Genomic DNA, 13,664 nt, shown 5'->3' with positions numbered 1-13,664 from the left:
TAGATAAATGGCCGAATACACCGGGCAGCAAAAGACCGCCATCGTGCTTCTCGCCCTGGGGGAGAAGTTTACGTCCGAAGCGTTTAAGCGCATGGAACGCGCTGAAATCGCGGCGGTCTCCAAGGCCATGCTCGAAACGGATTCCATCCCCAAAGAGGACGTGCTTGACGTTCTTAAGGAATTCAACGAGCAGTTGGCCTACGGAGCGGAAATGCTCATGGGCGGCTCGGAGCAGGTCAAGCGATTGCTGACCAAGACCCTGGACAGCGAAACCGCGAAGTACATCCTCGACAGCCTGGATATCGCCACCGGACCGACTCCGTTCCAGGAATTGGAAAACGTGAGTCCCAAGATCCTGGCGCAGATTTTGCGAAATGAACATCCGCAGACCCTGGCGTTGATCATGGGCCATCTGCATCCGGAACAGGCCGCGGAATTGATCCAAAGCCTGCCTTCCGGCGTGCGCGCCGAGGTGCTCATGCGTCTTGCCAAGCTGGAAGCCGTGGCCGAGGAGATGCTCATGGAAGTGGACAAGGTTTTGCAAAGCCAGCTTATCGCCATTGGCGGCAAGGAAGGCAAAAAGGTCGGCGGCGTCGGATCCGTGGCCGAAATCCTCAACGCGGTCAATCGCGAAACCGAGGAAGAAGTGCTGGCGGAAATCGAGGAGGAATCCTCGCAAATGGCCGACGAAATCCGCAACCTCATGTTTGTGTTCGAGGACATCAAGGCCATCGACGACCGTTCCATCCGCGAATTGCTCAAGGAAGTGTCCAACGAAGACCTTACCCTGGCGCTCAAGGGAGCCAGCGACGATCTCAAGGACAAGTTCCTTTCCAACCTTTCGGAACGTGCGGGGGCCATGATCAAGGAAGATTTGGAAATCATGGGTCCGGTCAAGCTTTCGGAAGTGGAGACCGCGCAACAAAATATCGTCAAGACCGTCCGCCGCCTGGAGGACGAGGGCAAGATTGCCATCAGCAGAGGTGGGGGCGATGTCTTTATCTGATCGGCAGAATGCGCAACAACCCGGACGCGTTTTTCTGGGAGTGGATACTCCCGGACCGGACCGCATGTCCATCCAGGAGTTGGAGGGCAAGAAGCGGCTTTCGTGGGACGAGGCCATGGACCAGGAGTTCGTGACCCGCGTTCGGGCCAAAGCCCAGAGCATGGCCAAGGACATTATTACGAAAGCCATGCAGGAGGCTGAGGCACTCCGGGAACAGGCCCGCCAGGAAGGCTTGGAGCAGGGGTTGAGCCAGGGCGAGCAAATGTTGCAGGAGCAGCTCGAAAATACGGCCACAGGGCTTGGACAGGTGTTGGAGAGCATTGGTTCCCAGGCGGATGTGGTGTGGGAAGCGCGCAAAGCGGACTTCCTTGACCTGATTCAGTCTGCGATCAAGACCACCCTGGGGATTGAAATGGCCCAGCGTCGGGCCGAGGCATTGGAGATGCTGCTTCAGCAGGCGCTGGAGCGTCTGGAGAGTGACAGATTTTTGACCCTGCGTTGTGCGCCTGAGGACGCGGACCTCCTGGAGGAATTGCTCCAGCAGGCCCGACACACCAATCCCAACTTGGTCAAATGGATGGTCAAGCCGGATTCGTCCATGGAGGCCGGGGTGGTGGTGGAAGCGGAAAATGCTAAGGTCGAAAACGATGTGGATGGCCGGTGGCGGGGCGTGCAAATCATTCTGGATCAGCTCGCGTTGCCATTGCCCGGCGAGGAGTCCTGAGCATGGGACTGTTTCCGGCGGACGCGGCGCGCCTTATCCGCGAAATGGAACCGTGCCGGTCGTACGGCAAGGTCACCAAAGTGGTGGGGCTTATTGCCGAGGGCCAGGGCATACGCGCTCCGCTCGGATCGGTTTGCCATTTGCTGCCCGATGCGCAATCAGACCAGTGTGTTGCCGCCGAGGTTGTGGGGTTCCGTGACGGAGCCTGCCTGTTCATGCCCTATGGGGACATGCGCGGTATTCAGCCGGGGAGTCTGATTCGTAATTCTTCCACTCCGCCCGTGGTGCCGGTGGCGCAGGCCATGCTTGGTCGTGCCGTCGATGCCTTTGGCGAGCCGCTGGACGGCAAGGGCGCCTTTGCGCCGGAAACGCAGGTGCCGCTGCACAACGAGCCACCCAACCCCTTGGAGCGTCCACGCATTGTGGAGCCGCTGGATGTGGGCGTGCGAAGCATCAACGGCTTGTTGACCCTGGGCAAGGGGCAGCGCGTGGGCATCATGGCCGGTTCGGGCGTGGGGAAATCCACGCTCATGGGCATGATCGCCCGGACCACGAAAGCCGACGTGAATGTCATCGGTCTGGTGGGAGAGCGTGGCCGCGAGGTGGTGGAATTCATGGAGCGCGATCTTGGTCCGGAAGGCATGGCGCGCAGTGTTCTGGTGGTGGCCACGTCGGACAAGAGTCCGCTCATCCGCATGCGTGCGGCGCACGCGGCCACGGCCATTGCCGAGTGGTTCCGTGACCAGGGCAAAGACGTTTTGCTGATGATGGATTCCGTGACCCGTTTCTGCATGGCCGGGCGTGAAGTGGGGCTGGCGGCCGGGGAACCTCCGACACGTGGCGGATACACGCCGTCGGTTTTTGCCCAGTTGCCGCAACTTTTGGAACGGGCCGGGAAAAGCGCCAAAGGATCCATTACCGGTATCTATACCGTGCTCGTGGATGGGGATGATTTCACGGAACCTATTGCCGATGCCACGCGTTCCATTCTGGACGGACATATCGTACTCACCCGCGCTCTGGCGGATCAGGGACATTTCCCGGCCATCGACGTGCTCAAGAGCATCAGTCGTCTCCGCTCGGACATTACGCCCAAGGAAGCCTTAAGTGCCGGAAGAACCGTTCTGGGACATATGGCCGCCTATCAACGTGTGGAGGATATGGTCAACATCGGCGCGTACCAAAAAGGCTCGAATCCGGAAATCGACAAGGCCATTGCCATGCGCGGTCCCATCAACCAATACCTCCGTCAGCTCGTGGAGGAGAAAGAGCCGTTGGAAACCAGTTTTATCAAGCTGGTGGAACTGGCTCAGGGCCAGGGACCGTCCGCCAAGCCCAAACAGTAGTCGTTTTCCATCAAGAAACACCGGCTTTCGCAGGTTCCTTCCCTCCTCGTTTTCGCGTATGTTGCCGCCATGCATTCTTCAGATACATCGGGTCGTCGGCCCTCTGCTTCCGGCGGTATTACAGGATTGGTCCTGACCTACAACGGCGAACGATTGTTGGACCGTTGTCTGCGTTCCCTGGCGTTTTGCGACGAGCTGCTTGTGGTGGATTCCCTGTCATCGGATCGCACCGTGGAAATTGCGGAGCAGCATGGGGCGCGGATCATCAAGCGGGCCTGGCCCGGTCCTGTGGATCAGTTTCGCCATGCCCTGGACAATGTCCAAACCGAATGGGTGGTGAGTTTGGACCAGGATGAATACCTGGACGACACACTGCGTCGGGATATCCAGGATGCTCTTCTCCACGGTACGCCGCCGGAATCCCTGGCCGGGTATTGGGTGAACCGTCGTTCCTTCTATTTCAATCGTTTCATGAAGCATTCAGGATGGTATCCGGACCGACTGCTGCGGGTCTTTCGCACCCATCGCATGGACGTGAGCGCGTCCGGCGCGCACTACCGTTTTTCTCCGAAAGGCGAGACCAAAAGGTTGCTTGGGGATATTGTTCACTACCCGTACCGGAATTTTGCCGAGCACATGGACAAGATGAATTCGTATGCCCAACAGGGGGCGGACGCGTTGCGCGCCAAGGGACGCAAGGGCGGTCTGGTGCGGGCCATTGCCCATGCCAAGGTTCGGTTTTTCAAGCTCTATCTGTTGAAGCTGGGATTGTTGGATGGCCGGGCCGGATTCATCAATGCCTGTGCAGGCGCCTATTATGCGTTTCAAAAATATATCCGCGTGGAGGAAGATGGCCATTGGGAGCCGTAACCCCGGCAGGAATTGGAGCTGGCGGTCGGTTGCAGTGGGAGCCGCCGGATGGAGGGAACGGCTTTGGTCGTTCCTTTTTTTTTGGGGGAAAAGGAGGGGACGGGGGCATAACCTTACCTTACAAAGGTTGGCCCCCGCCGAAAGGAATTAAAAAAGAATTAATTCAATAAGCCCCTAAGGTCGTTTTCTGTGGAGTGTCGCGCGGTTGTTCCATGGATGGATTTGGCATTGCCGTTCGGCGTAAAAAGGAACAGCAGCGCGGAAAGGATGAGCAGCGTACCATAAAACCAGGGACGCATGCCGAACCAAGGGCTTCGGGTTCCCTGTTTTGCAGGGCGGGGGCGGATTGTTTCCCCGTTGGAAAACGCGGTGCCGTTGCGGGAGCGTAGAGAACAATTCCGAGAAGCGGTGGTCTGCGTTGCAGCGGCCATGGATTCCCTCCATGCCGGGCGATGCCGGCTCGTCTGGTGAGTGGAGCCAAAGCAATACAGCAGATGTGTGCCGACCAGGTTACCTTTTCATGGAGGTTTGGCGAATGGTGGAAAAAAGGGGGGGACCACGGAAGTGGTGTCGCTTCCGTGGCCCGATGGTCAGACCATGTATTTTAATTCGTAGCCGCAGGTGGGGTAGGCCCACACCGTGGATCGGACCTGTGAAAGCGGGATGTCGTTGCGGATGATCAGTCCAAAGAGGTTGATCATTTCCTCGGCATTATGCCCGAAGATGTGCGCACCGAGCACCCGGTCGTGTTTTTCGTCCACAAAGACCCGGCTGCGGCCGTGTCCCTCGCCAAGGCGCTTCCAGGCAAAGACTTGGGAAAGGTCGCGATGCATGACCTTGTACTCCGCGCCGCGGGCCTGCAATTGACTTTCGGATTCCCCGCAGGCTGCCAGCGGAGGGATGGTGAAGCAGACGTATGGAATGCCATTGTGGTCCACCTGGGAATGGTTGCCGTGCAGGATGTTTTCAGCGGCAGCGGCAGATTCGATGGTGGCCGTGGGGGTCAGGGCGAAGGGCGTGTCCGCGGCGTCGCCGGTGCAATAGACTTTGGGATTGGAGACGGATTGCATGAACTGGTTCACACTCACGCCGCCGGGACCGTGGGCCACGTTGGCCGCATCCAGTTGCAGCGGAGCAAGGTCGGGGACGCGCCCGGCCACATTGAATACCGCGTCCGTGTCCACGCTTTGGCCCTTGCCGAAGAGGACGCGGAACCCGTCTTTGATTTCTTTGACCTCATGGGTGGGGGCGTTCAGGCGGACATCGACACCGGCGTGCCGTGTCGCCTGGACCAGGTCGTCCACCAGGATGGGATCGAAACGCTTCAGGGGCGTGCTTCGGCAGAGTATGGTGACCTGTGCACCGGCCCGGGCCGCAATGTGGGCGAACTCAAAGGCCACGAAACCTCCGCCGATGAATACAAGTCGCTGCGGCAGACGTTCCAGTTCCAGGAAATCGTCGCTGATGTGCAGATGCTGCGAACCGGGGATGTCAAGCTGACGCGGGGTCATGCCAGGAGTGACAAGGATGTGTTCACCCTGGAGTTGTAGCGCTCCTTCCTCGCTTTGGACGGCTACGGTATTCGGTCCGGTGAAGCGCGCCAATCCGTGCAGCGTGGTGGCTCCCTGTTCGCGGTAGTGGTTTTCCGCTGCTTCGGGGATGGGATCCACAAAGAAGTTTTTGAAGATTTGCAGCTCGTTCCAATCCACGTGCAGTTCGCCCGTCACCCCGCGAGTGTGCATGTTCTGGGCGCTGGCCACTGTTTCCGCGCCTGAGAGCAAGAGTTTTTTGGGGTTGCAGCCGCGCAGCGGACAAACGCCGCCATACCCACGGGACTCCACAATGGCTACGGATTTTCCGGCCCGGGCCAGCCGGGAGGCAACTTCACCCCCGGCCGGTCCCGCACCGATGATGATGGCATCGTAGCGTTGCAAATCAGGTTCCCGCGTCATTCGTCCAACTCCTGTTCCAGCCAGGAGCGGATTTCCGGTGACAGCTCATGGATGCCTTTGAGTCCGCCGATGGACTGCAAGTACTCCGAGGCCAACGGCTCCGGGAGTTGCTTTTCGCAGAGCGTGGTGGAGCCGTATTTGTCCATGCGCATGAGCACCACCTTGGGCGCGTTCCAGGTATCCACGACAAAATAGATGGAATAGCCGTCCGAGTCCGCCACCGGAGGCCGGAGCGCATCCTTCCAGTTGTTGTTGCCCCATTCGAGGTACATGGTCACGGCGTCTTCATGGATCATGTCCCAGTTGACTTCGTTGAGCCATTGTTTGCAGGCGTTTTCACTCATGGGATTCCCCTTGTGTTCGAAGGTTTTCCATTCTTTGCAACATACGGATGATCCTCTCCTCTTGCAAGATAATGTGGAAAAAGGCGGGGGAAGAAGCAATGGTGGCGTTGATTATCCACGATGGCGGGGCGGCTTCCGAGGATTTGGCGAGAGGCGTGCAAAGCAAAATGGCGACGTATACGCGACGATGTCACTGAAGGGGAATTGGGTCCGATCAAAAAAAAGCCGCACAGAGGTCTGTGCGGCTTTGGCGGCGGCAGCGACGGCTACAGCGTGCTCAACTCCATGGCAACAACAACCCAAACCAGGGAATTGAACAACGCCGCAAGCAGGATGACCCAGTTCATGATCAAAAACAGGGTGTAGATCCACTGCGGGAAGGGGCGGTATTGCCGTCCCTGGTCCTGGGCCTGTTCTTCGCGCATGCTGTTTACAAGGGCACGTCCTTTGAAAATGAACCAGCCTGCATAGAGCACGCCGATGACCGGAAGAACGGTCAATCCACTGCCGAGCACCAGAAGTAAAAGGTATTTCAGCGCACCCGGCATCATCTTTTGAGATTGTGACATGTGTTGTCGACTCCTGCATCCATTGTTTGCGAACCTCGCCTACGTGAGAGCGGCGGCCCTGTTTTCCCTCAGCGGCCCGTAAGCCGGTAATACTGCCCCAAATCCAAGTTGCTACACAGCATGTTGCCCAACGGTTTTGGCAGGTTCCCCAGCTGTGGCGCTGTCGTCACCTTGGAGATAAGTCAATGCCTTTGGTCCGCAGTTGCCCTCCAACAAAATGCGACGGAACAACGGACGCTCCGCAAGCGGCAGACGACGAACAATCAACATGCGCCCCAGGGTGGAAAATGCCCCTGCAATGCCCCACCCAATGTAGTGGAAGATGCTGACGGTCAAGAAGCCTTCCTTGGCGGTCTCCAACGACTGGAAAAAGATAAAGGCACCTTTGCGAAAGCGGTTTACCCAGGCGGCATAGAGGGCCAGGGCCAAGCCCACGGCAAAGAAGGAGAGGACCGACGTGCCGTATTCGGTGCCGGAATGCACAATGGTATCCCAGACCTGATAGCCGCGTTGTTCCAGACTGCCTTGGGCATTCCAGGAGGTCTGCCAGACTCGTCCCAGCAGTTGGGGATGGACCATAACGGCACACGCGATGCCAAAAGCCAGGCTGCGGTAGATCAATGCAAAGTACGGGTAAATCCATTTGATGGATTTAAGAACCACAAAGCCCAAAGCAATGCCGCTGACGGTGACGCTCCAGGCAAAGAGGGCGCTTGGCCCGGTATAGTAGTCAATGAATCCTGAAGGGTCGTACCCCCAGAAATAGCCCCAGATAAGCACTGGGAATGCCGTCAGGGTAAAGACCAGCGCCATGATCATGGCAGCCCAGTCTTCCCAGTATTTCCGTACTGCATGTTCTGCCGCAAAATGCGTGCAGAGAAGGACCAACACCCCCGCAATGATCCAACCCGCACCCTGAAGATGGAAATAAGCGCCAAGAAACCCTGCAAGGAGAGTGTAAATCAAACCAAAAACAATGAAAAATGCGGTATAGACACGCATTGCCACACTGAAAACCACCCCCTCCGATCCGGAAAGAAGTGCCAGGAACTGATATGCAGCCATTACAAGAGCAATAATGCGAATCTGAAAAGGCCCGATATCAGTCCATGAAAGTCCTGTAATATTTCCCAGAGAAATCATGCAACCCCCTCATTTTGAAAAATAGCGGATACACTTTTTCAACAGCTCGGTATATAGGGAATTGTCCCGAATTCCGACTGGGAAGGTTGCCTCAACTTGGGAAGTTTCCGAGGAACGGGGTGTGAACGGCATGTGGCCTGAAACGCGGCAGGATGACGGGAGATCGCCACGTAGGTGCTGATGGCGAGGAGCACGCGAAGGGTTGTTGAGAGAATAGAGCAACCCAGGGCGGAAGGCATGAACAAGCAATCAGATCATTCGGGTGGCGAGCCAGTCGAGAACCAGTGCCGGGTTCACCGGGCTGGGACGGGCGGCCAAGGCCTGACGCGCCTTGTCCAGTGCCAGGTCGAAACGGCGGAGCTGACGCGAAGGGAGGGCGGCAAGCTCCCGTGCCAGAGGAATGTCCGTTTTTTGACTCATGGCTCCCACAAGCGCAGCCTGGAGAACCAAGAGAATGTTGTCGGCAAGTTCCACGTCGGGCTTGCCCATGGTTCGGGCATACCAGCCTTTTCCCGAGCGTTGGAAAGAGAGCATGGCCTGCGCCCATTCAAGAGCTTTTTCGTCCGGCGGCGCGGCCTCCGGCCAGGCCAGCGTCAGAACCCAGCTTCGGGAAACCAGGGTCTCGAGCAGGCGTTCCCGCTGGGGTGCGAGGAGCACGAACACGTTCCCAGGGCGAGGCTCTTCCAGGGATTTGAGCAGGGAGTTGGAGACGTCGGCGCTCAGATCGCGAACATCCGGGAATACCGTGACGCGGTATCCTTCACCCCGAGGCGGTTCACCCCAGAGGTGGCGCATGGCGCGCACAGCGGCCACGGAGAGCTGGCGCTTGCCATCCTCATAGTAGGTCTGGTCCACAAAGAGCAGGTCGTTGAAGACCTGTGACTGAATCTGACGGCAGGGGGAACAATCCCAGCAAGGCCGCTGTGCGGGATCAGAATGGGCGCAGTTGAGCAGGGCGGCATAGTGCAAGGCCAATGCCCGCCGCTCGTCGTCGGAACCACCTTCCAGCACAAGGCTTTGGGGCGGTCCCGACGGCGAATCAAAGGCGAGCGTACGCAGCAAATTGGCCACGCGCTCCTGACGGCGCACCAGAGCGAGGTATTCCGCACCGGCGCTCATGGGATTAGCCGCGGGTAAACGTCTGTGCCCGATCCGGTCCCACGGACACAATGCCCACGGGAACGCCGGAAAGTTCTTCCAACCGCGTAAGATAGGCTTTGGCCGTTTCAGGCAGGTCGGCCCAGCGTGTCACGCCGGAGATGTCCTCGTCCCAGCCGGGCATGGACTCGTATACCGGGGTCACATGGGCCATGCCATTTTGTTCCTGTGGAGGATATTGCAACGTTTCCCCACGGTATTGGTAGGCGGTGCAGATGCATATTTCCTTTAAGCCGGAAAGCACATCAAGTTTGGTGATGGCCAGTTCCGTGGGGGTGTTGAGCCGGACGGATTCGCGCAAGACGACCATGTCCAGCCAGCCGCACCGCCGCCGCCTGCCAGTGGTGGCACCAAACTCCCCGCCCATGTCTTGTAAGCGTTCTCCAACGGAATCAGTGAGTTCCGTTGGGAAAGGTCCACCGCCCACGCGAGTGGTGTAGGCCTTGACAATAGCGATGATCCGATCTAATTTTTTCGGTCCGCATCCCGATCCTGAGGCGGCGTTCCCTGTAACCGTATTGGAAGAGGTTACAAAGGGATACGTCCCGTGATCAATGTCCAGGTGGGTGCCTTGCGCACCCTCAAACAAGACAAAGCCCTGGGCCTCGGCCTCTTGGATCGCGCCGGAAACATCCCCGAGATAGGGCGTCATGCGCTGAGCCAGCGGAAGAACGTCCTGGAAGACCGCATCCGGGTCCAGGGGATCAACCCCGTACAAATGCTTGAACAAAATATTCTTTTCGCACAAGGCACGTTCGATTTTCGCACGCAGAAGCTCGGGATCGGCCAAGTCTCCGGCGCGGATGCCGCAACGATGCATCTTGTCTTCGTAGCAGGGACCGATGCCTCGGCCTGTGGTGCCGATTTTGCCCTTGTCGTCCAGGGCGGATTCGCGGCAACTGTCCATGAGCCGATGGTACGGCATGATGAGATGGGTCTTTTTGCTGACCATCAACCGCTCGGGCGAGGCATCGACGCCTTTTTTGCCGAGCACGTCCACTTCTTTCAGAAATACTTCCGGATCAAGCACAACGCCGTTACCAATGAGGCAGGCTTTGCCCTGATGCAAGATGCCGGAGGGAATGAGGTGCAGGATACACTTTTCACCGCCGACCACCAGTGTGTGTCCGGCGTTGTTGCCGCCTTGAAAACGGACGATGGCAGCGGATTTCTCCGCCAGCATATCCACGATCTTTCCCTTTCCTTCGTCCCCCCACTGGGAGCCGAATACCACGACGTTGGCCATTGCTGTCTCCTTGAGAAAAACGTAAACGCCGCTCCGCCGGAATTGCGGACAAACGGCCTTATTGCCTAAAATAAGGAATCCACGCATGTCAACCGAGACCGGCGCAAAATCCCCCGCACAGGCGAATTTCCGCCCCGGCCTTTCCGGAGCTGCGGCCGCTGCGCTGTTCCTATTGTTGTTCTCCGGGGCGATCTGGCTTTTTTTTGCCACGCACCCCCGGCCTATTTCCGTGCTCAGAGTGGCCGCTCCGGACCAGGAACGGGTTTTTTCCACGATTTCTCCGTATGGTCCCGGACTGGAACGCGAACTCGTGGAAGAGTTTTGTGAGCGCTACGGATACCGCCTCCAATGGGTTCGTACACAAACCCTCAAACAGGGCTGGGACATGCTGGCACGCGGCGAGGTGCATGTGTTCCTTAGCACGGGATTTGCGCCGGAACGCGTCCCGCCGGAGCTTTCGGTCATGTCCGGTCCGGCGTACGAAACCCACTTGCCCGTGCTTCTCAGTGCCTCCCGCCGTCCGAGTCGGCACGATCCGGCTTCCTTGTGCGGCGGCAATGTGATCCGCCAGGATATTCCGCATCTCTCCAGCGTGTTGGGCCGGACCACCAAAGGCGAGGATTGCGCGCCGGTGGCCAGCCGCCTTGTGGGGGCCGATGTGCAGACCGCGTTACGCCGGGTTGCGGCGGACGGCGGACATACCATGGCCCTGGTGGAAAACGGTTCGTTTCTTCCGCTACGTCCTTTTCATCACCGGGTCAGGCCTGCATTCCATTTGGACGGGTCCGTTGATTACCGCTGGTACTGGCGAACGGACGTACCCAAGTTGACAGACCGGCTTACCGCTTTTTTTCAGCGTATCCAACGCAGCGACCATCTGGCTGAACTGCAGGAACGCTACTACGGCTTTTTCCCCGAAGAAGGCGCCTATGGTCAGCTTTGGCTCTTGCGCAATACCGTGCGGACCAAGCTGCCGCTCTACCGGCGTTTCATCCTCGACGCTGCAAAACAGTATGACCTGGACCCGTTGCTCGTGGTGGCGGTCATTTTTCAGGAATCCGCCTTCAACCCGGACGCGGTCAGCTATACCGGCGTAAGGGGGTTGATGCAATTGACGCAACAGACCGCCAACGCCCTGGGTGCCTCGGACCGCACCGATCCCGCCCAGAGCATTTACTACGGGACCAAATATCTTCGGTTGCTCTGGGATGAGCTGGAACACCTGGAGCTAACAACCTGGGACCGTTGGGCGTACGCCCTGGCCGCCTATAATCAGGGCATCGGACACATTTTCGACGCCATGTTCCTGGCCAAGCGGATGGGGAAAAATCCCCGTTCCTGGCGGGAGCTGAAAGGAGTGCTGCCGCTTCTGGCTGAGGAGGAATGGCACCGGCGAACCATATTCGGCTATAGCCGTGGATGGGAAGGCGTGGAATATGTGGATCGAATCAGGTTCTATTATTATGTACTCAAGGGGTTGTCATTTTTGCCTGGGTTTGAACTCCAGCAGCTTGCCCCGCTTCGACCCGACGTCGGATCCGTCGGACTCCGATTCCCCGGCATCGAGATTGAGCTGCCCGGCCTCACCGGATAATTCCTCAAAACCGGTGCGTTCCATCCCCTCGGGAATGGTCAGGTCCGCAATCCGCATGCCCGGGCCGGCCGGTGCCTTCGCCGTATGGGACATATGATGGTTGAAAAGTTGATTCTTCATGCGCACACCCTGCACAATGGAAAGCGCCACCACCGCGTCCTCCCAGCGTGCTGTCGGCTCGAAATGGGCTACGCGTTCCGCGAGTTGTTCCCACAGGCTCATGAGTGAGGCCTCATCATACGCTCTGATCTGGCGGGCTATCTTTAATACAGCATTTTCCAAGGACATGTTTATCACCTCGTGTTCCTGATGTACGGCAGTATCCCATATTCCATTCAGCCGGTCCAGGCAACGGCCGATTGCCCCCCTGCCGGGCATGTGCTATGAACCCCTCTTCACGAAAGAGAGCGAGGAGCAAAAAGCCATGAGTAATCTCAAGGACATGTATAAAACCCTGCAACAGGATCCTTTTCCCCGGGAAATGACCTTGCGCCTGGGTGACAAGGAGTTGGTCTTCCGCAAGCGGACCTGGGAGATCGACGGAGAGACCAAGGGACTGCGGTACGGAGAAAATCCAGATCAGCCTGCGGCCCTGTACGAACCGGTGTCCGGCGAACTGGACGCGGACGGTGTTGCCCTGCGCGGACCGGGGAAGGGGCTGGTCTCCGCTATCAGCGAGGAGCATATGCTCCAGGCGGGAAAGCATCCCGGCAAGATCAATCTTACGGACGTGGATAACGGGTTGAATATCCTCCAATACCTGGAGGCCAAGCCTGCGGCCGTGATTCTCAAGCACAACAACCCCTGCGGCGCGGCCTGGAGCGACGACGGTATTGCCACGGCATTGCGCCGGGCCTTTGACGCGGACCGCATCGCCGCCTTTGGCGGTGCCATTGTGCTGAACCGCCCTGTGGATATGGACTGCGCCCAGGTCATCAATTCCGCTTATTTCGAAGTGGTTGCCGCGCCGGACTTTGCGCCGGACGCGCTGGACGAGTTGAAGAAACGGAAGAACCTGCGCATCATCAAATTGCCGGGCATCAACGATTTATCCATGCTGGGAGCCGAGCCGTTCCTGGATGTGAAGAGCCTGGTGGATGGCGGCGTCATCGTTCAATTTTCCTTCCGCAACCGCATCCGCACGGTGGAGGACTTCCTCCCGGCCAAGGCGGAAAAGGACGGCGCGAGTTTCATTGCCCGTGGACCGGAAAAAGCCGAGGCCGAAGATTTGCTTTTTGCCTGGGCCGTGGAATCGGGAGTGACATCCAACTCTGTTCTTTTCGTCAAGGACGGCGCCACCGTTGCCATCGGCACCGGTGAACAGGATCGTGTGGGGTGCGTCCAGCTTGCCGTAAGCAAGGCGTACACCAAGTATGCGGACCTGCTGGCTTTTGACGAACTGGGCAAGAGCCTTTTCGAGGTGCAGCTCGCCGCTCGCGAGGATGACGCCATGGCGGATGCGTTGGCCGACATCCAGCGGCGTACTGCCGAGGCCAAAGGTGGAATTCAGGGATCCGTAGCGGTTTCCGATGGGTTCTTCCCCTTCCGCGACGGCGTGGATCTGTGCATCGAGCAGGGCGTCTCCGCCATTGCCCAGCCCGGCGGCTCCATCCGCGATCATGAGATCATTCAGGCCGTGAACGAAGCTACCCCCCAAGTGGCCATGGTCTTCACGGGCCAGCGCTCCTTCAAGCATTAACAATACGCCGGGG

The 13,664-nt window shown here is 58.4% G+C and carries 14 protein-coding genes; 6 read left to right on the top strand and 8 right to left on the bottom strand.

Going from position 1 to position 13,664, the window contains the following annotated elements; translation table 11 throughout:
* Positions 1-7: 7 nt before the first annotated feature.
* The 4 genes from fliG (at position 8) to B5D49_RS13210 (ending at position 3,946) form a co-directional block, all read left to right on the top strand.
* Positions 8-1,006, top strand: a complete 999-nt coding sequence (fliG, locus tag B5D49_RS13225; protein WP_078718189.1) for a flagellar motor switch protein FliG — start codon at positions 8-10, stop codon at positions 1,004-1,006.
* Positions 993-1,730, top strand: a complete 738-nt coding sequence (locus tag B5D49_RS13220) for a FliH/SctL family protein (RefSeq protein ID WP_078718188.1) — start codon at positions 993-995, stop codon at positions 1,728-1,730. Before fliG ends, B5D49_RS13220 begins: the two co-directional genes overlap by 14 nt.
* A 2-nt stretch (positions 1,731-1,732) precedes the next feature.
* Positions 1,733-3,076: a FliI/YscN family ATPase gene (locus B5D49_RS13215; protein ID WP_078718187.1), complete on the top strand. Its 1,344-nt coding sequence runs from the start codon at positions 1,733-1,735 to the stop codon at positions 3,074-3,076.
* A gap of 69 nt (positions 3,077-3,145) precedes the next feature.
* Positions 3,146-3,946 carry a glycosyltransferase family 2 protein gene (locus tag B5D49_RS13210; protein WP_078718186.1) on the top strand — a complete coding sequence of 267 codons (801 nt, stop codon included), beginning with the start codon at positions 3,146-3,148 and terminating at the stop codon, positions 3,944-3,946.
* Positions 3,947-4,104: 158 nt separating this feature from the next.
* Here the strand turns inward: B5D49_RS13210 and B5D49_RS13205 are convergent, their stop codons facing one another.
* The 7 genes from B5D49_RS13205 to B5D49_RS13175 form a co-directional block, all read right to left on the bottom strand.
* Entirely contained in the window at positions 4,105-4,377 is a 273-nt protein-coding gene (locus B5D49_RS13205; RefSeq protein ID WP_078718185.1) for a hypothetical protein, read from the bottom strand.
* Between the two features lie 159 nt (positions 4,378-4,536).
* The gene (locus B5D49_RS13200; RefSeq protein WP_234990754.1) at positions 4,537-5,898 is read right to left on the bottom strand and encodes a dihydrolipoyl dehydrogenase family protein; all 1,362 of its coding nucleotides are present in this window, start codon (positions 5,896-5,898) and stop codon (positions 4,537-4,539) included.
* The gene (locus B5D49_RS13195) at positions 5,895-6,242 is read right to left on the bottom strand and encodes a DVU0772 family protein (RefSeq protein WP_078718184.1); all 348 of its coding nucleotides are present in this window, start codon (positions 6,240-6,242) and stop codon (positions 5,895-5,897) included. The genes B5D49_RS13200 and B5D49_RS13195 overlap by 4 nt, the downstream gene beginning before the upstream one ends.
* Positions 6,243-6,508: 266 nt before the next feature.
* Positions 6,509-6,811 (bottom strand): hypothetical protein, encoded by a 303-nt coding sequence (locus B5D49_RS13190; RefSeq protein WP_144019497.1) that lies wholly within the window; start codon positions 6,809-6,811, stop codon positions 6,509-6,511.
* A gap of 111 nt (positions 6,812-6,922) precedes the next feature.
* Positions 6,923-7,954, bottom strand: coding sequence for a hypothetical protein (locus tag B5D49_RS13185; RefSeq protein ID WP_078718182.1), 1,032 nt, complete (start codon positions 7,952-7,954; stop codon positions 6,923-6,925).
* 249 nt (positions 7,955-8,203) lie between these two features.
* Positions 8,204-9,073: a hypothetical protein gene (locus B5D49_RS13180; protein ID WP_078718181.1), complete on the bottom strand. Its 870-nt coding sequence runs from the start codon at positions 9,071-9,073 to the stop codon at positions 8,204-8,206.
* Between the two features lie 4 nt (positions 9,074-9,077).
* A complete protein-coding gene (locus B5D49_RS13175) occupies positions 9,078-10,358 on the bottom strand; it encodes an adenylosuccinate synthase (RefSeq protein ID WP_078718180.1) in 1,281 nt (426 codons plus the stop codon).
* Between the two features lie 85 nt (positions 10,359-10,443).
* Between B5D49_RS13175 and B5D49_RS13170 the strand changes: the two genes are divergently transcribed.
* Positions 10,444-11,952, top strand: a complete 1,509-nt coding sequence (locus B5D49_RS13170) for an MltF family protein (RefSeq protein WP_078718179.1) — start codon at positions 10,444-10,446, stop codon at positions 11,950-11,952.
* On the opposite strand, the gene B5D49_RS14780 is transcribed toward B5D49_RS13170, so the two are convergent.
* The gene (locus B5D49_RS14780; RefSeq protein ID WP_144019495.1) at positions 11,839-12,240 is read right to left on the bottom strand and encodes a hypothetical protein; all 402 of its coding nucleotides are present in this window, start codon (positions 12,238-12,240) and stop codon (positions 11,839-11,841) included. The genes B5D49_RS13170 and B5D49_RS14780 overlap by 114 nt on opposite strands.
* A 136-nt stretch (positions 12,241-12,376) precedes the next feature.
* Here B5D49_RS14780 and B5D49_RS13165 point away from each other — a divergent pair, with 136 nt between their 5' ends.
* Positions 12,377-13,651, top strand: coding sequence for an IMP cyclohydrolase (locus tag B5D49_RS13165; protein WP_078718178.1), 1,275 nt, complete (start codon positions 12,377-12,379; stop codon positions 13,649-13,651).
* Positions 13,652-13,664: the final 13 nt, after the last annotated feature.

The sequence above is a fragment of the Paucidesulfovibrio gracilis DSM 16080 genome (assembly GCF_900167125.1).
GTDB lineage: Bacteria > Desulfobacterota > Desulfovibrionia > Desulfovibrionales > Desulfovibrionaceae > Paucidesulfovibrio > Paucidesulfovibrio gracilis.
Note: the sequence above shows the minus strand (reverse complement) of the source record. Positions and strands in the feature narration are given on the sequence as shown.

Bases quoted from the DNA above. Each gene is read 5' to 3' on its own strand.
- fliG (WP_078718189.1), top strand. From the start codon at position 8: ATGGCCGAATACACCGGGCAGCAAAAGACCGCCATCGTGCTTCTCGCC.
- B5D49_RS13220 (WP_078718188.1), top strand. From the start codon at position 993: ATGTCTTTATCTGATCGGCAGAATGCGCAACAACCCGGACGCGTTTTT.
- B5D49_RS13215 (WP_078718187.1), top strand. From the start codon at position 1,733: ATGGGACTGTTTCCGGCGGACGCGGCGCGCCTTATCCGCGAAATGGAA.
- B5D49_RS13210 (WP_078718186.1), top strand. From the start codon at position 3,146: ATGCATTCTTCAGATACATCGGGTCGTCGGCCCTCTGCTTCCGGCGGT.
- B5D49_RS13205 (WP_078718185.1), bottom strand. From the start codon at position 4,377: ATGGCCGCTGCAACGCAGACCACCGCTTCTCGGAATTGTTCTCTACGC.
- B5D49_RS13200 (WP_234990754.1), bottom strand. From the start codon at position 5,898: ATGACGCGGGAACCTGATTTGCAACGCTACGATGCCATCATCATCGGT.
- B5D49_RS13195 (WP_078718184.1), bottom strand. From the start codon at position 6,242: ATGAGTGAAAACGCCTGCAAACAATGGCTCAACGAAGTCAACTGGGAC.
- B5D49_RS13190 (WP_144019497.1), bottom strand. From the start codon at position 6,811: ATGTCACAATCTCAAAAGATGATGCCGGGTGCGCTGAAATACCTTTTA.
- B5D49_RS13185 (WP_078718182.1), bottom strand. From the start codon at position 7,954: ATGATTTCTCTGGGAAATATTACAGGACTTTCATGGACTGATATCGGG.
- B5D49_RS13180 (WP_078718181.1), bottom strand. From the start codon at position 9,073: ATGAGCGCCGGTGCGGAATACCTCGCTCTGGTGCGCCGTCAGGAGCGC.
- B5D49_RS13175 (WP_078718180.1), bottom strand. From the start codon at position 10,358: ATGGCCAACGTCGTGGTATTCGGCTCCCAGTGGGGGGACGAAGGAAAG.
- B5D49_RS13170 (WP_078718179.1), top strand. From the start codon at position 10,444: ATGTCAACCGAGACCGGCGCAAAATCCCCCGCACAGGCGAATTTCCGC.
- B5D49_RS14780 (WP_144019495.1), bottom strand. From the start codon at position 12,240: ATGTCCTTGGAAAATGCTGTATTAAAGATAGCCCGCCAGATCAGAGCG.
- B5D49_RS13165 (WP_078718178.1), top strand. From the start codon at position 12,377: ATGAGTAATCTCAAGGACATGTATAAAACCCTGCAACAGGATCCTTTT.